The organism is Lamprobacter modestohalophilus, from assembly GCF_016583905.1.
Taxonomy (GTDB): Bacteria; Pseudomonadota; Gammaproteobacteria; order Chromatiales; family Chromatiaceae; genus Lamprobacter; species Lamprobacter modestohalophilus.
Genome location: NZ_NRRY01000024.1, coordinates 57123 through 78112 on the forward strand (window position 1 = coordinate 57123; position 20990 = coordinate 78112).

The 20990-nt window shown below is 61.3% G+C and carries 16 protein-coding genes; 1 reads left to right on the plus strand and 15 read right to left on the minus strand.

Annotated elements, in window-relative coordinates:
- Positions 1-48: 48 nt before the first annotated feature.
- The 12 genes from CKO42_RS14690 to pilM all read right to left on the minus strand — a co-directional run bounded on the left by CKO42_RS14690 (position 49) and on the right by pilM (position 16258).
- Positions 49-408 carry a gamma-butyrobetaine hydroxylase family protein gene (locus CKO42_RS14690; RefSeq protein ID WP_200245444.1) on the minus strand — a complete coding sequence of 120 codons (360 nt, stop codon included), beginning with the start codon at positions 406-408 and terminating at the stop codon, positions 49-51.
- 216 nt (positions 409-624) lie between these two features.
- Entirely contained in the window at positions 625-1962 is a 1338-nt protein-coding gene (gene hslU, locus CKO42_RS14695) for an ATP-dependent protease ATPase subunit HslU (protein ID WP_200245446.1), read from the minus strand.
- A 124-nt stretch (positions 1963-2086) separates the two neighbouring features.
- Complete coding sequence (gene hslV, locus CKO42_RS14700; protein WP_200245448.1) at positions 2087-2629, minus strand: ATP-dependent protease subunit HslV; 543 nt, start codon at positions 2627-2629, stop codon at positions 2087-2089.
- Positions 2630-2761: 132 nt separating this feature from the next.
- Positions 2762-4228, minus strand: coding sequence for a glutamate synthase subunit beta (locus CKO42_RS14705; RefSeq protein ID WP_200245449.1), 1467 nt, complete (start codon positions 4226-4228; stop codon positions 2762-2764).
- Positions 4221-8900 carry a glutamate synthase large subunit gene (gene gltB, locus CKO42_RS14710; RefSeq protein ID WP_200245451.1) on the minus strand — a complete coding sequence of 1560 codons (4680 nt, stop codon included), beginning with the start codon at positions 8898-8900 and terminating at the stop codon, positions 4221-4223. The genes CKO42_RS14705 and gltB overlap by 8 nt, the downstream gene beginning before the upstream one ends.
- 468 nt (positions 8901-9368) lie before the next feature.
- Positions 9369-10496: a 3-dehydroquinate synthase gene (aroB, locus tag CKO42_RS14715; protein WP_200245453.1), complete on the minus strand. Its 1128-nt coding sequence runs from the start codon at positions 10494-10496 to the stop codon at positions 9369-9371.
- Between the two features lies 1 nt (position 10497).
- The gene (aroK, locus tag CKO42_RS14720; RefSeq protein ID WP_200245460.1) at positions 10498-11022 is read right to left on the minus strand and encodes a shikimate kinase AroK; all 525 of its coding nucleotides are present in this window, start codon (positions 11020-11022) and stop codon (positions 10498-10500) included.
- An 87-nt stretch (positions 11023-11109) separates the two neighbouring features.
- On the minus strand, positions 11110-13416 hold the full coding sequence (locus tag CKO42_RS14725) for a type IV pilus secretin PilQ (protein ID WP_242479401.1): 2307 nt from the start codon (positions 13414-13416) through the stop codon (positions 11110-11112).
- A 6-nt stretch (positions 13417-13422) separates the two neighbouring features.
- Positions 13423-13980, minus strand: coding sequence for a pilus assembly protein PilP (locus CKO42_RS14730; RefSeq protein WP_242479402.1), 558 nt, complete (start codon positions 13978-13980; stop codon positions 13423-13425).
- A gap of 20 nt (positions 13981-14000) precedes the next feature.
- Positions 14001-14594 (minus strand): type IV pilus inner membrane component PilO, encoded by a 594-nt coding sequence (locus CKO42_RS14735; RefSeq protein ID WP_200245461.1) that lies wholly within the window; start codon positions 14592-14594, stop codon positions 14001-14003.
- Positions 14594-15184 (minus strand): PilN domain-containing protein, encoded by a 591-nt coding sequence (locus CKO42_RS14740; protein WP_200245476.1) that lies wholly within the window; start codon positions 15182-15184, stop codon positions 14594-14596. Before CKO42_RS14740 ends, CKO42_RS14735 begins: the two co-directional genes overlap by 1 nt.
- A 3-nt stretch (positions 15185-15187) precedes the next feature.
- A complete protein-coding gene (gene pilM, locus CKO42_RS14745) occupies positions 15188-16258 on the minus strand; it encodes a type IV pilus assembly protein PilM (RefSeq protein ID WP_200245478.1) in 1071 nt (356 codons plus the stop codon).
- Between the two features lie 287 nt (positions 16259-16545).
- On the opposite strand from pilM, the gene CKO42_RS14750 reads away from it, so the two are divergent.
- Positions 16546-17136, plus strand: coding sequence for a hypothetical protein (locus tag CKO42_RS14750; RefSeq protein WP_200245480.1), 591 nt, complete (start codon positions 16546-16548; stop codon positions 17134-17136).
- 15 nt (positions 17137-17151) lie between these two features.
- Here the strand turns inward: CKO42_RS14750 and CKO42_RS14755 are convergent, their stop codons facing one another.
- From CKO42_RS14755 to rpmE, 3 genes are all read right to left on the minus strand, one after another.
- Positions 17152-18450: a citrate synthase gene (locus CKO42_RS14755; RefSeq protein ID WP_200245487.1), complete on the minus strand. Its 1299-nt coding sequence runs from the start codon at positions 18448-18450 to the stop codon at positions 17152-17154.
- 555 nt (positions 18451-19005) lie between these two features.
- Complete coding sequence (locus CKO42_RS14760; RefSeq protein ID WP_200245490.1) at positions 19006-20265, minus strand: malic enzyme-like NAD(P)-binding protein; 1260 nt, start codon at positions 20263-20265, stop codon at positions 19006-19008.
- A gap of 169 nt (positions 20266-20434) precedes the next feature.
- Complete coding sequence (gene rpmE / locus CKO42_RS14765) at positions 20435-20635, minus strand: 50S ribosomal protein L31 (RefSeq protein WP_200245497.1); 201 nt, start codon at positions 20633-20635, stop codon at positions 20435-20437.
- Positions 20636-20990: the final 355 nt, after the last annotated feature.

Here is a 20990-nt window from a genome sequence, read left to right on the forward strand (position 1 = left end):
GATTATCGGCCTGAGAGCGAATGGTCGAAAACCGACTGTCGCAGGACGTCAGGACGGCCGCTTTCGCTTTTGGCCGGCCTTCTCCAACTCGTCGAGGTAGGTCTGCCAAAGCTCTGGTTGGTTCTCGCCGAGCTTGTACAGGTACTCCCAGGAGTAGATCCCGGTGTTGTGCTCGTCATCGAAGAACAGGCACACCGCATAGTTGCCGACCGGCTCGATCCGATCGATGTTGACCTCTTCCTTGCCGATCTGGAGCACACGCTGGCCGGGACCGTGCCCCTGGACCTCAGCCGAGGGTGAGTAGACGCGCAAGAACTCCACCGGCATGGTGAAGTGCTTGCCATCATCAAAGCTGATCTCGAGCACACGCGAGCTGCGGTGCAGATTGAATTCGGTTGGGGTTGGCATGAAAACTCCTTGCAGTGAACCATCGCCGCGAACGGCAGCTTGCGTCCAAATGTGGGGCTTCACACCCCAATATCGAAGACGCACCGGAATTTGGTGCTCAACTTGGTCCTGGCCGGCATCTGTCCGCCCGGCGCTAAACGCGGGATGATGCAGGCCAATACCGAAGGAACGAGCCTGCGCTGCTCTCAGAAGAGGTCGCTCTCAGCAGAGGCTCTCTCAGAGGATGTACTGCGACAGATCCTCGTCCGCGGCCAGCTCGCCGAGGCTCTTATCGACGTAGTTGGCGTCGATGGTGACGGTCACTCGGTCCATCTCGGTCGCATTGAAGGAAACGTCTTCGAGCAGGCGCTCCATCACCGTGTGCAGGCGGCGGGCACCGATGTTCTCGGTGCGTTCGTTGACCTGGTAGGCGATCTCGGCGATACGCCGAATCCCATCTTCGGTAAATTCAATGGTCACGCCTTCGGTCGCTAGGAGCGCGGCATATTGATCAGTGAGCGACTCATCGGGCTCGGTCAGGATGCGGATGAAATCGTCCGAGGTCAGGGCCTGCAATTCGACCCGGATCGGCAGTCGGCCCTGTAGCTCCGGCACCAGATCCGAGGGTTTGGCCAGATGGAAGGCGCCGGAGGCGATGAACAGGATGTGATCGGTCTTCACCATCCCGTGCTTGGTCGAGACGGTGCTGCCCTCAACCAACGGCAAGAGATCCCGTTGCACGCCTTCGCGCGAGACATCCGCGCCACCACTCTGCTCGGCGCGACGGGTCACCTTATCGATCTCATCCAGGAAGACGATACCGTTCTGCTCGACATTGTCCATCGCCTTGAGCTTCATCTCCTCCTCATTGATCAGCTTGGCGGCCTCTTCATCGAGCAGTACCTTGCGCGCCTCGCTGATGCGCAGCTTGCGCCGCTTGGAGCGGTTCGAGCCGAGGTTCTTGAACAGCCCCTGCAGCTGATTGGTCATGTCCTCCATGCCGGGCGGCGCCATGATCTCGACGCCCATCGGCGCCAGACTCACCTCGATCTCGATCTCACGCTCGTCAAGCTCACCGGCCTGCAGCTTCTGGCGAAACTTCTCACGCGTGCCAGACGTGGCACCACGGCCACGGCTGTCTTCATCGAAGTCCGAGGGCGGCGGCAGCAAGGCGTCGAGGATGCGCTCCTCAGCGGCGCTTTGGGCGCGGTCGCGGTTGCCGAGCATCTGCTGCTCGCGCTCCATCTTGATCGCCATGTCGGCGAGGTCACGAATGATCGACTCCACATCGCGCCCGACGTAGCCGACCTCGGTGAATTTGGTCGCCTCGACCTTGATGAAAGGCGCATTCGCCAGCCGCGCCAGACGGCGCGCAATCTCGGTCTTGCCGACGCCGGTGGGGCCGATCATCAGGATGTTCTTCGGCGTGATCTCCGAGCGCATCGGCTCGGGGATCTGCGATCGGCGCCAACGGTTGCGCAGCGCGATTGCGACCGCGCGCTTGGCCTGGTCCTGACCGACGATGTGCTTATCAAGCTCAGCGACGATGCGTTTCGGGGTGGTGGTGTCGGACATAAGCGAGGGGATCGGCAGGACGCCTGCGGTCACTGAGTGCGCCGCGGCGCGGTTATGGGTCAATTCGGTGGGCCTCAGCAGGCGTCAAACTCGCCGCCGCCTCTTTGGAGGCTAGCCCGTCACGCTAATCCTCGGCAAGCTCCTCAAGCACGAGGTTGCGATTGGTGTAGATGCAGATATCGGCGGCGATGCCAAGTGAGCGCTCGACGATCTCGCGTGCGCCCAGCTCGGTATTCTCCAGCAGCGCCCGCGCCGCCGAGGCCGCGAACGAGCCACCGGAGCCGATCGCCATCAGGTTGTACTCGGGCTCGAGCACATCGCCGGTACCGGAGATGATCAGCGATGCCTCATGGTCAGCGACGCAGAGCATCGCCTCCAGTCGCCGCAGCATGCGATCGGTGCGCCAGTCTTTGGCCAATTCGACCGCTGAGCGCGTCAGATGGCCCTGGTGGCGCTCGAGCTTGGCCTCGAAACGCTCAAACAACGTAAAGGCATCAGCCGTGGCACCAGCGAAACCAGCGAGCACACGCTCCTTATAGAGCCGGCGCACCTTGCGGGCGTTGCCCTTGACGACGGTGTTGCCGAGCGAGACCTGTCCATCACCGCCGATCACGACATTGCGCCCGCGACGCACCGATAAGATCGTGGTGCCCTGAAACGATTGCATCTTGACTCCTGAGTCAATCAAGCTGAACGGTCATCGAGCAACAACCGATGTCAAAACTTCTATCCAATGCTCACCCAGCCCTGGTCATCACATTGGGAACCTATTCCCGAACCCTGACATTGTCGGCCGATGTCAGCGTGGTAGGTCCGAGCGCCCCATCAGCCATTCGTCCACGGCGCGCGCGCACTGACGACCCTCGCGGATGGCCCAGACCACGAGCGACTGGCCCCGGCGCATATCGCCGGCGGCAAAAACGCCATCCACATTGGTGAAGTAGGCCTTGGCGCCCTCGGTACTACCCTTGACGTTACCGCGGGGATCAAGCTCCAGGCCCTTGGCCTCCTGTAGCTCCTCGAGCATGCCCTCGTGCACCGGGTGCACGAAGCCCATCGCCAAGAGTACTAGGTCGGCCTTCAGCTGGGCTTCAGACCCTTCGACCTCGGACATCTGCCAACGCCCGTTCTCATCCTTGTCCCAACGCACTAGGACATAATTCAGGGCCGTCACATTGCCATCGGCATCGGACTCGAACGACTTGGTCAGCAGATTCCACAGCCGTTCACAACCTTCCTCCTGCGAGGTTGAGGTGCGCAGCTTGTTCGGCCAGTTGGGCCAGGTTAACCCCTTGTCTTCCTTCTCCGGCGGCTTGTCCAGGATCTCGATCTGGGTGACCGACGTGGCACCATGACGATTGGAGGTGCCGATGCAATCGGAGCCTGTGTCTCCGCCGCCAATCACGATCACGTGCTTATCGTGGGCGCTGATGAAGTCCTCATCCGGAACGAACACGCCTTGGACGCGCTTGGAGTTGGCGCGCAGGAAGTCCATCGCGAAATGGATGCCGTTGAAGCTACGGCCCGGGACATCGAGATCGCGAGGTTTCTCCGAGCCACCGGAGAGGACAACGGCGTCGTAGTCGTCGGTCAGCTTGCTGACGGGCAGATCGACACCGATGTGACAATGGGTGTGAAATTCCACGCCCTCTGCCCGCATCTGGCTCATGCGCCGGTCAATCATGGTCTTGGCCAGCTTGAAGTCCGGGATGCCGTAGCGCAGCAGGCCGCCGATGCGGTCCTCTTTCTCGTACAGCGAGACCGTATGGCCAGCACGGGCGAGTTGCTGGGCACAGGCCAGACCGGCTGGACCCGAGCCCACCACGGCGATGCGCTTGCCGGTGCGATGGGTCGGCACCTGCGGCTTGACCCAGCCCTGCTCCCAAGCCTTATCGGCGATAGCGCGCTCGATGGCCTTGATTGCGACCGGCTGGTCATCGATGTTCAGCGTGCAGCTGGCTTCACAAGGCGCCGGGCAGATGCGCCCAGTGAACTCGGGGAAGTTGTTGGTCGAGTGCAAGACCTCGATCGCCGACTCCCAGTCCTGCTGATAGACCAGGTCGTTCCAATCCGGAATGATGTTGTTGACCGGACAGCCTTGATGGCAATACGGGATGCCGCAGTCCATGCAGCGCGCGCCCTGGATGCCGATCTCGGCATCGGTCATCGGCTGGACGAACTCGTTGTAATGGACGACGCGATCGGAAGCCGGCTGGTAGGCCAGCTCGATGCGCTCGTACTCCATGAATCCGGTTGGCTTACCCATGTTCGACAACCTCTCTGAGCTTGGACGGGTGTGGCCGTGACGCACTTGGCGGCCGACTCTTGCTCGATTGCATCTGCTCGAGCGCCCGCTTGTAGTCGACCGGCATCACCTTGACGAAGCGACCGAGCATCGCCGGCCAGTCATCGAGGATGCGCCGCGCAACGGCTGAATTGGTGTAGTGCAGGTGACGCTCGATGAGCTGGCGTAGACGCAGCGCATCATAGCGGGTCATGTCGTGGCTGACATCGACGAAGCCGTGGGTCTCGAGATCCCCGCCCTGGTGCTCCAATGCTTCCAGCGCCGCGTCTTCAGCCGCAATCGGCTCCAGCTCGACCATCGCCTGATTGCAATGATCAGCAAAATTGCCTTTTTCATCCAACACGTAAGCGACGCCGCCGGACATCCCAGCGGCGAAATTCCGACCCGTTGGTCCCAGACAGACCATGACGCCGCCGGTCATGTACTCGCAGCCGTGATCGCCAACGCCCTCGACGACCGCGGTTGCACCCGAGTTGCGCACGCAGAAGCGCTCGCCGGCGACACCCCGGAAGTAGACCTCGCCCTTGATCGCGCCATAGAGCACGGTGTTGCCGACGATGATGTTGTCTTCAGCGCGATCGATGCTGGCGTGTTGAGGCGGGTAGATAATGATGCGCCCACCCGAGAGCCCCTTGCCGACGTAGTCGTTGGCCTCGCCAGCCAGCTCGATGGTCACGCCCTGCGCTAACCAGGCACCGAACGACTGACCGCCAATCCCTTGCGCCTTGATGTAGATGGTATCGTCCGGCAGCCCAGCAAGACCGTAGCGCTCGGCGACGCGCCCCGAGAGCAAGGTGCCCACCGTGCGGTTGAAGTTCTTCACCTCGGTCTCGATCCGCACCGGCTCGCGGTTCTCCAGCGCCGGACGTGCCTGCTCGATCAGCTTGTGGTCAAGCGCCTTTTCCAGGCCGTGGTCTTGCCGCTCGGAATTGTAGAGGGCGACCTCGGGGCCAACCTTCGGCTTGGTCAGGATGCGCGAGAAGTCCAAGCCCTTCGCCTTCCAGTGCTCGATCGCACGCCGCATCTCGAGCCGATCCATCTGACCGACCATCTCGTTGACGGTGCGGAAGCCAAGTCGCGCCATGTACTGGCGCATCTCCTCGGCGATGAAGAAGAAGAAGTTGATCACATGCTCCGGCTTGCCGGTGAACTTCTTGCGCAGCTCCGGATCTTGGGTCGCCACGCCGACGGGGCAGGTGTTCAGATGACACTTGCGCATCATGATGCAGCCCTCGACGATCAACGGCGCGGTGGCGAAGCCGAACTCGTCAGCGCCAAGCAGCGCGCCGATGACGACATCGCGACCGGTGCGCATGCCACCGTCCACTTGGACCGCGATGCGCCCACGCAAGCGGTTCAGCACCAGCGTCTGATGGGTCTCGGCGAGGCCGATCTCCCAGGGCGAGCCGGCATGCTTGATGGAGGTCAGCGGACTCGCGCCGGTGCCGCCGTCATAACCAGCGATGGTCACATGGTCCGCATGCGCCTTGGAGACGCCCGCGGCGACCGTACCGACACCGATCTCAGAGACCAGCTTGACCGAGATCCGCGCCTTCGGATTGGCGTTCTTCAGGTCATGGATCAGCTGCGCCAGGTCTTCAATCGAGTAGATATCATGATGTGGCGGCGGCGAGATCAGGCCGACGCCTGGGGTCGAGTGGCGCACGCGCGCAATCTGCGCGTTGACCTTATGACCGGGCAGCTGACCGCCCTCACCCGGCTTCGCGCCCTGGGCGACCTTGATCTGGATGTCATCCGCGTTGACCAGGTATTCGATGGTGACACCAAAGCGCCCGGAAGCCACCTGCTTGATCGCCGAGCGCTCCGGGTTCATCGAGCCATCCGGCAGCGGCAGGAAGCGTGCGGCCTCCTCGCCACCCTCGCCGGTATTCGACTTGCCGCCGATCGCGTTCATCGCCTTCGCTAATGTCGAATGCGCCTCGTGGCTGATCGAGCCGAACGACATCGCTCCAGTCGCAAAGCGCTTCACAATCTCCTTCGCCGGCTCGACCTCATCGATTGGGATCGGCTCATCGGCCCATTTCAGGTCCATCAGTCCGCGGAAGGTCAGCAGATGCTCGTTCTGCTCGTTGATCAGGCGCGAGTATTCCGCATAGGTGCCGGCATCGTTGGCGCGGGTTGCGTGCTGCAGCTTGGCGATAGTCTCTGGCGTCCAGACATGATCCTCGCCGCGCAACCGGAACGCATAATCGCCGCCGACATCCAGGTGCTTGCGGAGGATCTGCTCGTTACCATAGCCGCGCGAATGCCAAAGCACCGCCTCGCGCGCGACCTCGGCCAGGCCGACACCCTCGACCATGCTCGGCGTGCCAGTGAAGTAATTGGCGATGAACTCACGGTTGAGTCCCACAGCATCGAAGATCTGCGCGCCGCAGTAGCTCTGGAAGGTACTGATGCCCATCTTCGACATCACCTTCTTCAAGCCCTTGCCAACCGCCTTGATGTAGCGGCCTTGGGCCTCCTCGAAGCTTAACTCGCCGGCACCATCAGTGCGCAGCCGGAGCAGCAGCGACTGGATGGTATCGAAGGCCAGATAAGGGTTGATCGCCTCGGCGCCATAGCCAGCGAGGGTCGCAAAATGATGCACCTCGAGCGCGCCACCGGTCTCGACCACCAGCCCGGAGCTGGTGCGCAGGCCCTGGCGGATCAGGTGATGGTGGACGGCAGAGGTCGCCAACAAGGCCGGAATCGGGATGAAATCGGCGTTGGTGTTGCGGTCCGAGAGGATCAGGATGTTGTGCCCCTCATGCACTGCCGCCTCGGCCTCTTGGCACAGCCGTTCCAGCGCCGGCGCCATGCCCTCCGCGCCCTCGGCAGCCGGATAGACCATGTGCAGGTTCTTGGTGCGGAAGGCACCGGCCGAGTTGTCCTGGATGTGGCGGATACGCTCCAGGTCTTCGTTGGTCAGGACCGGCTGGTCGACCTCCAAGCGCCAATGCTGGCCAGCCTCATTGAGGCCGAGCAGATTCGGGCGCGGGCCGATCAGCGACACCAGCGACATCACCAGCTCTTCACGGATCGGGTCGATGGCCGGATTGGTGACCTGGGCGAAGTTCTGCTTGAAGTAGGTCGACAGATGCTTGGAGCGCGATGACAGCACCGACGGCGGGTTATCCGCGCCCATCGAGCCGATCGCCTCTTGGCCGGTGGCGACCATCGGCGTGAGCAGAAATTTCACGTCTTCCTGGGTGTAGCCGAAGGCCTGCTGGGCATCAAGCAGGACGCTCTCTTCCGGCGCCATCGGAGCGACATCGGTCGGCAGTGAATCGAGATGGATTTGGGTGCGATCGAGCCATTCCTGATAGGGCTTGGCCCCGGCCAGCTCGGCCTTGACCTCGGCATCATCGATGATGCGGCCCTGCTCCAGATCGATCAGGAACATGCGCCCCGGCTGCAGGCGCCACTTCTTGACGATGCGCGCATCATCGATGTCGAGCACACCCATCTCGGAGCCCATGACCACCAGGTCATCGTTGGTCACCAGATAGCGGGCTGGGCGCAGGCCATTGCGGTCGAGCGTGGCGCCGATTTGACGGCCGTCGGTAAAGGCGATCGCGGCCGGACCGTCCCAGGGCTCCATCAGCGCGGCGTGGAACTCGTAGAAGGCGCGCCGCTTCTCGTCCATCAGCTTGTTGCCTGACCAGGCCTCCGGGATCAGGATCATCATCGCCTGCGCCAGCGAGTAGCCGCCCATCACCAGCAGCTCGAGCGCATTGTCGAAACAGGCTGAGTCGGACTGACCCTCGGGGATCAGCGGCCAGATGGTGTCGAGGTCATCGCCGAGAACCTCGGAGCGCATCGTATGCCGACGCGCCGCCATCCAGTTGACGTTGCCGCGCAGGGTGTTGATCTCGCCGTTGTGGCAGATCATCCGGAACGGCTGCGCCAGATCCCAGGTCGGGAAGGTATTGGTCGAGAAGCGCTGATGCACTAGGGCCAGCGCCGACTCGAAGCGCTCATCGCGCAGATCGAGGTAATAATTGCCAACCTGACCGGCGAGCAGCATGCCCTTGTAGTTGATGGTCCGCGACGACATCGAGGCGACGTAGTAGGCCGTCTTGTCGTAGCCATGCGCACGGATCTCGTTGTCCATCCGCTTGCGCACCACGAACAGCCGGCGCTCGAAGGCGTCTTGGTCGGGGCAGTTCTCCCCGCAAGCGACAAACACCTGGCGAACCACCGGCTCGGTCGGCAGCACGCTCTCGCCGAGCTCGCGATTGTCGGTCGGCACATCGCGCCAGCCGAGCAGCCCCTGGCCGCCTTCGGTGAGATAGCGCTCAACCGTCGCCTGCATCTCAGCGCGCGCGGCCTCATCCTTCGGCAAGAACACCATACCAACGCCGTAATGGCCTAGCGCTGGCAGTTCAAAATCGACCACGGCGCGGAAGAAGCTATCGGGCATCTGCACCAAGATGCCGGCGCCATCACCGGCCTTGGGGTCAGCGCCGACCGCGCCACGATGGGTTAGACGCTCAAGGATCTCGAGGCCTTGCTCGACTATGCGGTGGCTCTTTTCGTTTTTGATGTGGCAGACGAAACCGACACCGCAAGAGTCACGCTCATGCGCGGGGTCGTACAGGCCCTGGGCGGCTGGATAGGCGCGAAGGTTCATCAGCGGACCTCCCTAAACCGGGTACATAACGGTCAAAAAGACGTCCCCTCAGTGCCTTGAACAGTCGGGGAAGTTCCGGTCTGGATTAAAGTGGTTTTACGCGTGAGTCGAAGCGGACACCGCAGCATCGCGGAGCCAACCGATGGCGATGGGCTCGCAGCGCCTTTGACGTCAGACCGGGCGCACCCAGTTCTAACACGCGCAACAAATAGCGAACCGCCAATCATACTGTGGATGCAGCCGCTATGCCATTCGGCAGCCAGCGACTGACCGCGCTGCCACACTCAGGGCGACAGGCAAATGTGTCAATCAGGTGCAACAAGGCGGGAAACTGGGCTAAATCGGTGCAACAACGTCACCGCTGGGTTGCCCGCCAGACCCCTGGCTCGTCTGCGCGTCTGCGCGTCTGCGCGTCTGCGCGTCTGCGCGTCTGCGCGTCTGCGATGAACATTGTTGGCATCTTCGCGTTCAAGCGGTTTGGCGCTGAGCGGCTGCAATGGTGGCTCGGAGCTGACCAGCATCGACATCGGCGGTCAGCAGCGCTGCCCCGATCCCTTGTAACAAAACCAAGCGTAACCGCCCGCGTTGCACCTTCTTATCCACTGCCATCAGCTCAAGCCAACGCTCGCTTGGCAGGCTGTCCGGCGGCACAATGGGCAGCCCAGCGCAGGCAACCAAATCCTGAATCCGAGCCGTATCGACCGGCTTGAGCCAGCCGAGACGCTCAGAGAGCTGGGCCGCCATCACCAGCCCAACGCCGACCGCCTCACCATGCAGCCAAGTGCCGTAACCGGTTCCTGCCTCGATCGCGTGGCCGAAGCTGTGCCCTAGATTCAGCAGCGCGCGCTGGCCCGACTCGCGCTCATCCGCCGCCACGATCAGAGCCTTATTTTGGCAAGAGCGGTCGATCGCCGTCGCCAGAGCGACCGGATCAAGGGCACGTAGCGCAGGCACTTTCTCTTCGAGCCAGTCAAAGAAGAGCCGATCCGAGATCAAGCCGTACTTGATGACCTCCGCCAAGCCCGCCGAAAGCTCGCGCTCGGACAAGGTCTCGAGTGTTGCGGTGTCAGCGATGACCGCGCGCGGTTGATGGAAGGCGCCAATCATGTTCTTGCCAGCGGGATGGTTCACACCGGTCTTGCCGCCAACCGATGAGTCGACCTGCGCCAGCAGCGTCGTCGGCACCTGGATGAAGGGCACGCCACGCTGATAACAGGCTGCTGCAAAGCCGGCCATATCACCAACGACGCCGCCACCGAGCGCGACGATGGTCACATCTCGGCCACAGCGGCGCTCGAGCAGCGCGTCAAAAATGTGATTGAGTGTCGTCAGATCCTTGTAGCGCTCACCGTCCGGCAAGATCACCTGATCGATCTCGAACCCTTCCAAGCCCGCCCGCAGTGCATCTAAGTAGAGCGGAGCAACGGTCTCGTTGGACACGATCATCACCCGCTCACCAACGATATACGGGCGATAACAGGCTGGATCTGACAGCAAATTGCGGCCGATATAGATCGGATAGCTGCGCTCGCCAAGCTCGACGTCAAGCCGTTGGCGCTCTGCAGTCGAAACAGAGACTGGACCCAGGGCGCCCATGCTAAAGCTCTTCGTCCTCGAAACGCCGGCGGATCTCCTTGACCACCGAGGCGGTACCACGACGCTCCGTTGAGACCACCATGTCCGCAACCTGGCGATAGATAGGCTCGCGCTCGGCCATCAGATCCCGAAGCCGCTGTTGCGGATCATCGGTATCGATCAGCGGGCGACTGCGATCGCGCGCCGTGCGCGCGAATTGCTGCTCAGGGCTGCAATGCAGATAAATCACGAAGCCACGCGCGGCAAGCTGCTGGCGATTCTCGGGGGTCAGTACCACGCCACCGCCGGTGGCGAGCACAATGCCCTCTTCCTGCGCCAGATCTTCAACAACCCCGCGCTCACGCTTGCGGAAGCCCTCTTCACCTTCGAACTCAAAGATGGTCGGGATATCAACGCCGGTTCGGCGCTGAATTTCCTGGTCGCTATCGCGGAACTCGTACCCCAGCGCCTCGGCCAACTGCCGGCCGACGGTGCTCTTGCCGGCGCCCATGGGGCCGACGAGAAAGATGTTTGGTGGTCTGATCATGGTGCTAGGTATGCCAGATTTGCCGATCACTAGCAAGCTGTAGGCCGAACCCGGCCTTGGCAAGCAGCGGCGTCAAAGCAATCCACGTCAGCGAATCGCAAGGTCTGATTTCAGGATCTTAGGGGTCACGAAGATCAATAACTCTTGGTTGGTCTCTGATTTTGCAGTCGTCTTAAACAGACGCCCCACCATGGGCAAGTCGCCGAGCCAGGGCACTTTTTCCTCGTTGAAGTCTTTAGTCGCCTCATAGACACCGCCGAGCACGATCGTCTCTCCGTTATCAACCAAAACCGAGGTACTCACAGCCCGCCGGTTGCGCAGCGGATTGCCATCCACCGTGAAGGTGAAGTCTGCTTCGTCCTTATTGACTTTCAAGTCCATGATCACGCGGTCATCTGGCGTAATGTGCGGAGTGACGTCCAGCTTGAGCGTTGCGGGTTCATAGCGCACGGTGGCCGGCGATTCAGCGGTCGCTGGCGTCACGACAGGAATGTCTTGACCAACCTCGATCTCCGCCTTCGTCTGATCAGCGGTCACGATACGCGGGCTTGAGATCACCTCGCCACGGCCTTCGCGCTGCATCGCTGAGAGTTCAAGAGTAATCAGGTGCGAACCGACCTTACCCAGCAAAAAATTGACTGCACCTGCCGGATCAGGCGCGGGCAGATTGACCCAGAGATTGGGGGCGCCCTCATCGTTCTGGATGATAGAGTTAAAAGGTGCACTAGCCTCCAAGTCGAACCCATACGGACCCGCATCAAAGTTGCCGAGCCCCTCGATCCCACCGTCACCCGGGTCCTGACCACCACCCACGAGCAGTTGGTTGCCGCTGCTACTACCGGTCGACCCACTGACCCCAAAACGCACCCCCAGATCGCGCGCAAAGCTGTTACTTGCGATGACGACACGCGACTCGATCAACACCTGACGCACGGGCACATCAAGCCGGGTGATGAGCGCTCGGATCGCGCCTAGCCGCTCGGCGGTATCCTCAATAATGAGTGCATTCGTTCTTGGGTCAAAAGACACCGACCCGCGGCTGGACAACATGGGAGCCACACGTTGACTAGAGACGCGATGAACGGTTTCCATGTTTCCGATCTGCGCGACCTCGGCCGTCTGCTCTCGCTGCCCCTCCAAGAGTTCAGCGATGTCTCCCGCTTTGGCATAGTTGACCTGCACAAACTCAGTCTTCAGAGGGGCTAACTCCTTCATTTGCTGTTGCGCCTCCAGCTCAAATGTCTCGCGTTCGGCCAACTCAGCGGCCGGCGCAACCATAATCACGTTGCCACTCTGGCGCATCGCGAGGCCCTTGGTCTTCAGAATGATATCGAGCGCCTGATCCCAGGGAACCTCTTTGAGGCGCAGCGTGATGCTGCCGCTAACGGTATCGCTCGCAACGAGATTCAGACCAGTGAAATCGGCCAGAAGCTGCAATACTGCACGGACCTCAATATCCTGAAAGTTGAGCGACAACCGATCTCCGGAAAAGACGATCTTCTCGCGCGCCAGCTGCTCCTTCTCCGCTTGCGTCAGCGACCGGAACTCGATCGTGAACAGGTTCTCGGTCTGATAGGCAAGGTAGTCGAATTCATCCGTGGTCTGGATATCGACTCGAACATTACTGCCCTGCGAACGTGACTCGACGGCAACCACCGGCGTACCAAAATCAACCACGTCGAGGCGGCGGAAGAGCCTCTGCGGCAGGGTAGCATTGCTGATGCCGACGATGACGTCGCGACCCTCTTCAGTCACATTCACCCGCGTCTGTGCGGATGGCAAGCTGATGATGACCCGGCCCTCACCGTCCGCGCCACGGCGAAAATCAATATCCTTCACCGGCCCTGCACTGCGGGCAGCGAAACTCGAGTCAAGGCTGTCGCGCCGAGCGCGTGCCAGAGGCGCCGGAGCAACCGATTCTGGGTTCAATGCGATCCGCACGCGACTACCCTCGGTCTTGATCGTATAGGGCACGCTGTCGGTCAGGTTGACCACGACGCGCGTGCGATCACTGGCCTCGATCGCCACTAGGCTATGCGCGACACCAAGCCCAATCGGAATCGACTTCCGGCCGAGCTGGCTCGATGCGCCAGGAAAATCGATCGCGATACGCGCCGGATTCTCGGTCGCGAAATCACTCGGCGTCGGTGGCACCCCCGAGAAGACCAGATCGATCTCGACCTGATTGCCAGGCAAGGTCGCAAATTCGGCGACCTCCAAACTCGCCCCAAGTGCCGGGGTGACGCTCACGAACAGCATCAGGAATGCCATTAGGCATGCCATTAGGCATGCCATCAGGCCGGCGAAAAGAGCCTCGACCAGCGACGGCCATCGCTGCCAATCGAGTTGCTCAAGCAAAGGTCTCACGCGGGGCCTGGAGAGGTTCATGATCATGACCGCTTACTGTTTTAGTGCCATCGATGCCTGCCTCTGGTCCCACTCGCCAGGCGCCTTCTCAATAATCTCGGTCAGCAGCAGCTCGGTCGGATCGACGCGAGTGATCTTGCCATCGTTGCGCCCAAGATAGTTGCCAGTCCGCACGCGGTGCAGCATCCCATCAGGGTCCATGATCAGCGCCCAGCGCGTCTGGTCCTGCTCCAGGGTACCCACCATGCGCAGTGAGTCGAGCGAATAGCCTTCTAATGGCTCCTTGCGTCGCAGCGGGTCTGGCGAGATGCCGGAGGGGTTGCGCCGCTGCGCCACATCAGCCGCTTGCTCGTCCATCATGAACGGATCACGCCGCTCCCGGGGCAGATAGGGGAACGGGGCAACCAAAGCGACCTCCGGCACCGGCTCAAGCGGCCCAGCCGGCCGCGCCCGCACGCGCTCGGCATAGGCTTCAAGCTCGGGCAGACCTGGATCTGCACAGGCTGAGATGAGCAGCAGCGTTAACGTCGCGGGCATGTGCCGGCAAAGAACCCGTCGATAGCTATCAAGCCGCTGCAATCTGAATGGCATTTGGCCTCTCATGAACGGCCTCATTGCGCTTCAGGTTCATCCAGGTAGCGATACGTTTTCACGATCGCAGCAAGGGTCATCGGAGCCTCTGGCTCGCCCCTTCGACGCTCGCCACCGATCTCGATATTGTGCACCGTCACAATCCGCGGCAACGCAGCAAGACCGCTGATGAAGGTCGCAAACGCATGATAGCGGCCGCGGACCCGCACCCGGATTGGCAACTCCGCATAAAAGTCTTTGTTCTCCTCTGCGGATGGCTGAAACAGCTCAAATTCGAGACCAGCTGCCACCCCCGTCTGGGAAACATCGACCAGCAGTGACGCCACCTCGGTTTCGTCTGGCAACTGGCGCAGCATGGCACCGAAGGTCTCCTCCATCTCGGCTAGCTGCTGGCGATACTGTTCAAGATTGGCTGCCTTGTGCTGCTTCTGTTCGAAGCTCTGGCGCAGCTCCAACTCTTTCTGCTCAGCGCGCTCCAGCTGCTCAATCTGACCGCTAGTGATGAAGTGATACCAAGCAAAACCGATCACGCCACAGCCAAACACGATGAGAACGACCTTCGCCGCCAATGGCCATTCGCTGATGTTATTGAAGTCGAGTTCATTGAGGTCCATCAGCGCCTCCCAACAGTAAGCGCGATGGCGTCTTCGCCTGCGTCCGGCTGCAAGCGCTGCTGCTCGAAGCGCAGCCGAAAATGGCTGAAACCGGTGCCGGTCTCGTCCTTGTTCTCGATCAGCAAGAGCTCGGGCTTGCCAATCCAGGCCGATGACTCGATATTACGCATCAGCGCTGAGACGCGCGCATTGGACTGGGCGCGTCCCTCAATGGTGATACGCGCGCCTTCTTGCTGGAGCCGAGTCAAGAACACCCCGACCGGAACCGCATCAACCAAGCGATCGAGCAGATGCACGATCTCTGGACGGCTTTCTTGCAGTTCTTGGATCACGCCCATCCGCGCAAGCAAGTCAGCCTTCTGCTTCTCGAGTTCATTGATCTCTCGAATACGACGATTCAGGACCGTGATCTGCCCTTCTAGATAGAGGTTACGGGCTCGCTGGGCATCGGTCATCGCATCGAACTGAACCTTGAGCAGCACGCCTATCAGGAGTACAGAGCCAAGCGCAGCGACGGCAATCAGAACCAGGTCACGCTGACGACGACGGCGTTCCTGTTCACGCCAGGGCAGCAGATTAATCCGAGCCATGGGTCAACGAAACCGGCGCATCGCAAGCCCGGCCGCTATCAGCATCGTGCTCCGACCATGCTGCGACAGGACGCGCTCAGCATCAGGAGACAGCGCCATCTTAGCGAATGGATCGACAATCTGTACCGGCAGCGCAAGCCGCTCGGCAATCTGCTGCGCGAGGTCGGGAACCTGAGTCACCCCGCCGGTCAGCAAGACCTCATCGACCTGACTGAAGGCGCTCGTTGAGTAGAAAAACTGCAGTGCGCGCGCCAACTGCCGCGCCAAGGCATCTTGGAACGGCCCGAGCACAACCGTCTGAAGCTGTGGCGGGAGCGACGCCGTCGCGAGCTGTGACAGCGCCTCCTCCCGTCCCAGACCGGCACGGCGCTGGACCTCCTCGACGAGTTGCTGACCACCGAAGCTCTGCTCGCGCGCGTAGATATTTTGCCCGCCCCGCAGCACATGCAATGTCGTTGTCGTGGCACCAATATCTGCAACCGCGGTCAGTCGATCCAAGCCGGGCGCCAACGCATGGATGAAGATGCCGCTGGCGTTCTCAACCGCATTCGACTCGATATCGACAATCTCGACGCTCAACCCCGCCAGTTCGAGTGCCGCAACCCGGTCATCGACATTCTCTTGACGCGAGGCCGCGAGCAACACATCGACCATCCCGGCCGAGCCCTCGGTCGGACCAAGCACATCGAAGTCGAGGTTGACCTCCTCTAGGGGATAAGGCACATACTGATCGGCCTCGAGCTGGATCTGAGCCTCCATCTCGGCATCGGAGAGCTCAGCACTCAGTGAGAGAACCTTGGTGATCACCGCCGACCCAGCAACGGCCACCACCGCACGCTTGGTCTTCGACTTTGAGCGTTGCAGGGCTGCAGCAATCGCTTGGCCGACCTGCGTCACATCGGCGATCTTCTTCTCGACCAGGGTATGAGACGGCAGCGGCTCAAGCGCCAGAGCCTCGACCCGGAAATGCTCCGGCCTGCTCGCAGAGCCTGGCCCAAGCTCAACGAGCTTGATGGCGCTTGACCCAATATCGACGCCAAGCAATGCATGTTGTTTCCGACCGAATCTGAACATCCCGCGTCAGAACACTCCTAACGAAGCCTAAAGCCGAAGCCCAAAGACGGAGCCTAAAGCCTCAGCATTTCTCGCGTTTTCGTTGACTATATCAGAAACACCAAAACCCTTACGCAGCAACCCAACCGACCAAGAAACGCATGCCTAGACGAAATGGGAGCCGACTTGCCCGCCGCTCGCGCCGACCAAGCTCGGCTCTAGATCAACCTCGCGGCGGCACAAGACCGGCCACACGCACTGCCTGCGCGAGCCAACGGCAACAGCTTGCCTACGAGGCGGCCCGCCTCATGCGCGAGCAGGGGTTGCTCGCGCTGGACCACGCACGGCGTAAGGCGGTCGAACGGCTCGGGATCACGAATAAGCGCTGCTGGCCAGACAATGCTGAGATTCAGGCCGCTCTGGAGCATGAATATCAGCTGTTTCAGCCCGAGGCCCAGCAGCAGGTCACCAGCACCCTGCACGAGCAGGCGCTCGCCGCGATGCAGACCTTCGCCGAGTTCGACCCGCGGTTGGTCGGCCAATCCTTGTCAGGCACCGCCTCGCTCGACCAAGGCGTGCGTCTGCATTTGTTCGCTGACGACCCCCGCCAAATCGTCTTCCGGCTGATCGACAGAGGCATCCCCTGGCAGGCGCATGATCGCCAGCATCGCTATGCGGACGGCAGCCGACAGATGCATCCGACCTTCGCCTTCGTCGCCGGCGAGATCCCAGTCGAGCTGGTGGTTCTGCCCGAGCGGGCTCGACGCAATCCGCCGCTGAGCCCGATCTCGGAGCGACCGGAACGGGGGCTCAATGCCGACGCGGTCGAACGCCTACTCCAGAAGGCTGCAGACCCGAACGATGCGAACGATGATGGAGAAGCCCTGCTCGGCTGCTGACCGCGCGCCCGATGACTAACGCTTGGAGATCGGCACGTAATCACGCACGCCCGGTCCATGGTAGATCTGACGCGGACGCCCGATGCGGTTGGCCGGATCGCTCATCATCTCCATCCAGTGCGAGACCCAGCCGACGGTGCGGGCAACGGCAAACATCACCGTGAACATATTGCGTGGGATACCGAGCGCTCGGTAGATAATGCCAGAATAGAAATCGACGTTAGGATACAGCTTGCGCTCGACGAAATACTCGTCGCTGAGCGCGATCTCCTCGAGCTTCACCGCCAATTCCAGCAGCGGACTATCAGAGGCGCCCGGGAATTCCTCGAGCACCTGATGGCACACCTCACGGATGATCTTCGCCCGCGGGTCATAGTTCTTATAGACCCGATGCCCAAAGCCCATCAAGCGAAACGGATCATCCTTATCCTTGGCCTTATCGATGAACTTGGCGACATTCTTGACATGGCCGATCTCCTCGAGCATGTCGAGCACAGCCTCATTCGCACCGCCGTGCGCGGGCCCCCAGAGCGAGGCGATGCCCGCTGCAATACAGGCGAACGGATTAGCGCCCGAGCTGCCGGCGAGGCGCACCGTCGAGGTGCTCGCGTTCTGCTCATGATCGGCATGCAGAATGAACAGCAGATTCAATGCCTTCTCAGCAAGTAAGCCAGGCTCGTAGTCCGCGCAAGGCGTCGCGAACATCATGTGCAAGAAGTTCGCCCCGTAGCGCAGATCGTTGCGCGGATACATGATCGGCTCGCCGACGAAGTGCTTGTACGCCGCAGCGGCAATCGTCGGCATCTTCGCGATCAGTCGATGCGCCGAGACCTCCCGGTAGCGCGGATCATTGACATCGATCGACTCGTGATAGAACGCCGAGAGTGAGCCGACAACGCCGCACAGCATCGCCATTGGATGGGCGTCGTAATGAAAGCCACTCAAGAACCGCTTCAGGTTCTCGTTGAGCATCGTATGGCTGGTAATCAGATGCTCGAAATGATTCAGCTCTTCCTCGGTCGGCAGATTAGCGTAGAGCAGCAGATAGGCGACCTCAAGGAAGCTCGACTTGGTCGCGAGCTGCTCGATCGGGTATCCGCGGTAGAGCAGTACGCCCTTTTCGCCATCAATGAAGGTGATCGCGCTGTGGCAACTGGCAGTCGCCATGAAGCCCGGATCGTAGGTAAAGAAGCCGGCGTCGCGGTAGAGCGAAGAGATATCGAGCGCGCCAGGCCCCAGGGTACCCGTCTTTAGTGGGTAGTCGAAACTTTTCCCGGCCGCCTTGTCGGAAATGGTGATGATCTGATCGGCCATAGAGATCTCTCCCGTCTATCGGTCCCCTCGCCTCGGCATCTTGATATCGCTCGAGCGCCGGAGAGGATGTTCAGCCTGATCGCCAAAGGCGATCAGACCTATGAAAGGATGGATGCGTGCGCACTGAGTCGGGGCAGTTTGCACGAAGACTGTGCACTCCGGCCAGATTTCGGTGCATCTAGGCCACCCCTAATGCCAACCCTAGCCGCAGCCAGGGCCGGTCCTCGTTCAACCGCTGTCATTCTACTCGCGCCCAGCGCGTGCGATCCGAACCCTCGCCCGAGATCACTTAGCACAAAAGGTGCCGCAATCAACCGAGACGTCGCGCGCGAACATCGAAGGCAGCGCCGCCGGCACACCGACACTGGTCATCGCGGCTCTGGCATCGCGACGCCAGTCATCGCGACCCCAGACGCGGGCACGGAGATCGGCAGATCCGGTCGCTCGGCGCCTCGGCCAACTCGCGGAGAACGACCGAGACGCGGCCCCTCAGGCCGCAGACCCGCTAAGCCAGAACAGAACGACTCAGTACAAAACAGAGCGACTCAGGACAGATCAGGCCGAGTCGGGCAAAAGCCGGGCGACGCCACTCGCGACCGCTGCGCGCGCCACTGCACCGGCAACGCTCTCGCGTAGCCGCGGGTCCAACGGCTTCGGAATGATGTAGTCAGGCCCACGCGTCAGGGCATCAAGACCATAGGCCTCCAGCACTGACGCCGGCACCGGCTCCTTGGTGAGGTCCTTGAGTGCATGGACGGCGGCAATACACATGGCCATGTTGATGCGCGAGGCGCGCACATCGAGCGCACCGCGGAAGATGAAGGGAAAGCCAAGCACGTTGTTGACCTGATTCGGATAATCCGAACGGCCCGTCGCCATGATCAGGTCGTCTCGCACCTTCAGCGCGACCTCGGGCCGGATCTCCGGAACCGGGTTCGAGAGCGCGAAGACGATCGGCTGCGGCGCCATCGATGCAAGCATCTCCGGACTCACCAGATCCGGCCCCGACAGACCGATAAACACATCGGCGCCTTCGAAGGCGTCGGCGAGCGTGCGTCGCTCGGTCTCCACCGCGATCTCGGCCTTGTGGCGATTCAGGTCGGTGCGCCCCTGATGGATCACGCCTTTGCGATCAACCGTCAGGATCTTCTCAGGGCTCGCACCCAGCTCGGTGAGCAGCTTGATCGACGCGATACCGGCCGCCCCGGCGCCGAGAACCACGACACGCGCATCGGCCAGTGACTTACCCTGCAATTCGAGCGCATTGAGCAGCCCGGCCGCGATAATGATCGCGGTGCCATGCTGATCGTCATGAAAAACGGGGATGTCCAGCCGCTCGATGAGCGCCTGCTCGACATCGAAACAATGCGGCGCGGCAAGGTCTTCGAGATTGATCCCGCCGAAGGTCGGCGCGATCCGTGCCACGGTCTCGATGAAGTCCTCTGGGGTCTCAGCATCGACCTCGATGTCAAAGACGTCGATATCGGCGAAGCGCTTGAACAGGACCGCCTTACCCTCCATCACCGGCTTGCCGGCGAGAGCACCAACATTACCGAGGCCGAGCACCGCGGTGCCGTCGGTGATGACCGCGACCAGGTTGCCTCGATTCGTGTAGCGGTAGGCATCCTCGGCGTTGGCGTGGATGCGCCGTACCGGCTCTGCAACCCCGGGCGTATAGGCGAGCGAGAGATCGCGTTGAGTAGCTGCAGACTTGGTGATCTCGATCGCGGTCTTTCCTGGCCGCGGCGTCTCGTGATAAACGAGCGCGGCCGCATTCAGCTCCGCATCGGCATCGGTTTTCTTGTCATCGGACATGGATGGCGCTCCGGTGGCGATTTAGCGCCGATCGAGCGCAAGGAGGCGCAGCGGCGCCGAGAAAGTGTAACAGCGATCCGGCCCTAACCTATGGCGGTGGCTTGCTGATCAAGTGCCATTGGCGTTGCTGGCGGTCTCTCAGAGCAGCAGCCGGCCCCTGGGCAGAGACTCAACGACCGTACTTGCGGCGGAACTTATCGACTCGGCCGCCAGTGTCGAGGATCTTCTGCTTGCCGGTATAGAACGGATGGCAGGCAGAACAGACCTCAACATGCAGCTCGTCTTTCAGCGTCGAGCGCGTTTGGAATGTGTTACCGCAACTGCACACGACTTTAACGTCTTGATACTCTGGGTGGATGCCTTCTTTCATGGCCAGCCTGCTCCGGATCGGCTTTCTTGTCAGGTTAATCGACGAAGCATAGCGCGCTCGATTCGGCTCCGCAAGCTTCGCCGACCGCGCAGAACGGATGAACCTGCTAAGGGGCCAGCTCGCGCAGCGCTGCTGTCAGGCGCCAGTCTGCTGGCGATAGTGATCAGGCAGGACCATGTCAGGACATCACCAGCCAGTCGCTATCGCGGCACAATAGCGCACTGGTAATGGAATGGTCCGCCCCGCTCCTCCAACACACCCCGAGCGGGCACAATAAGCGATGATGAGAACCCATCGTCAACCAAGGTAGCGGAGCAGACCAATGACAGAGACTCACAAAGACCGGGCCATCACG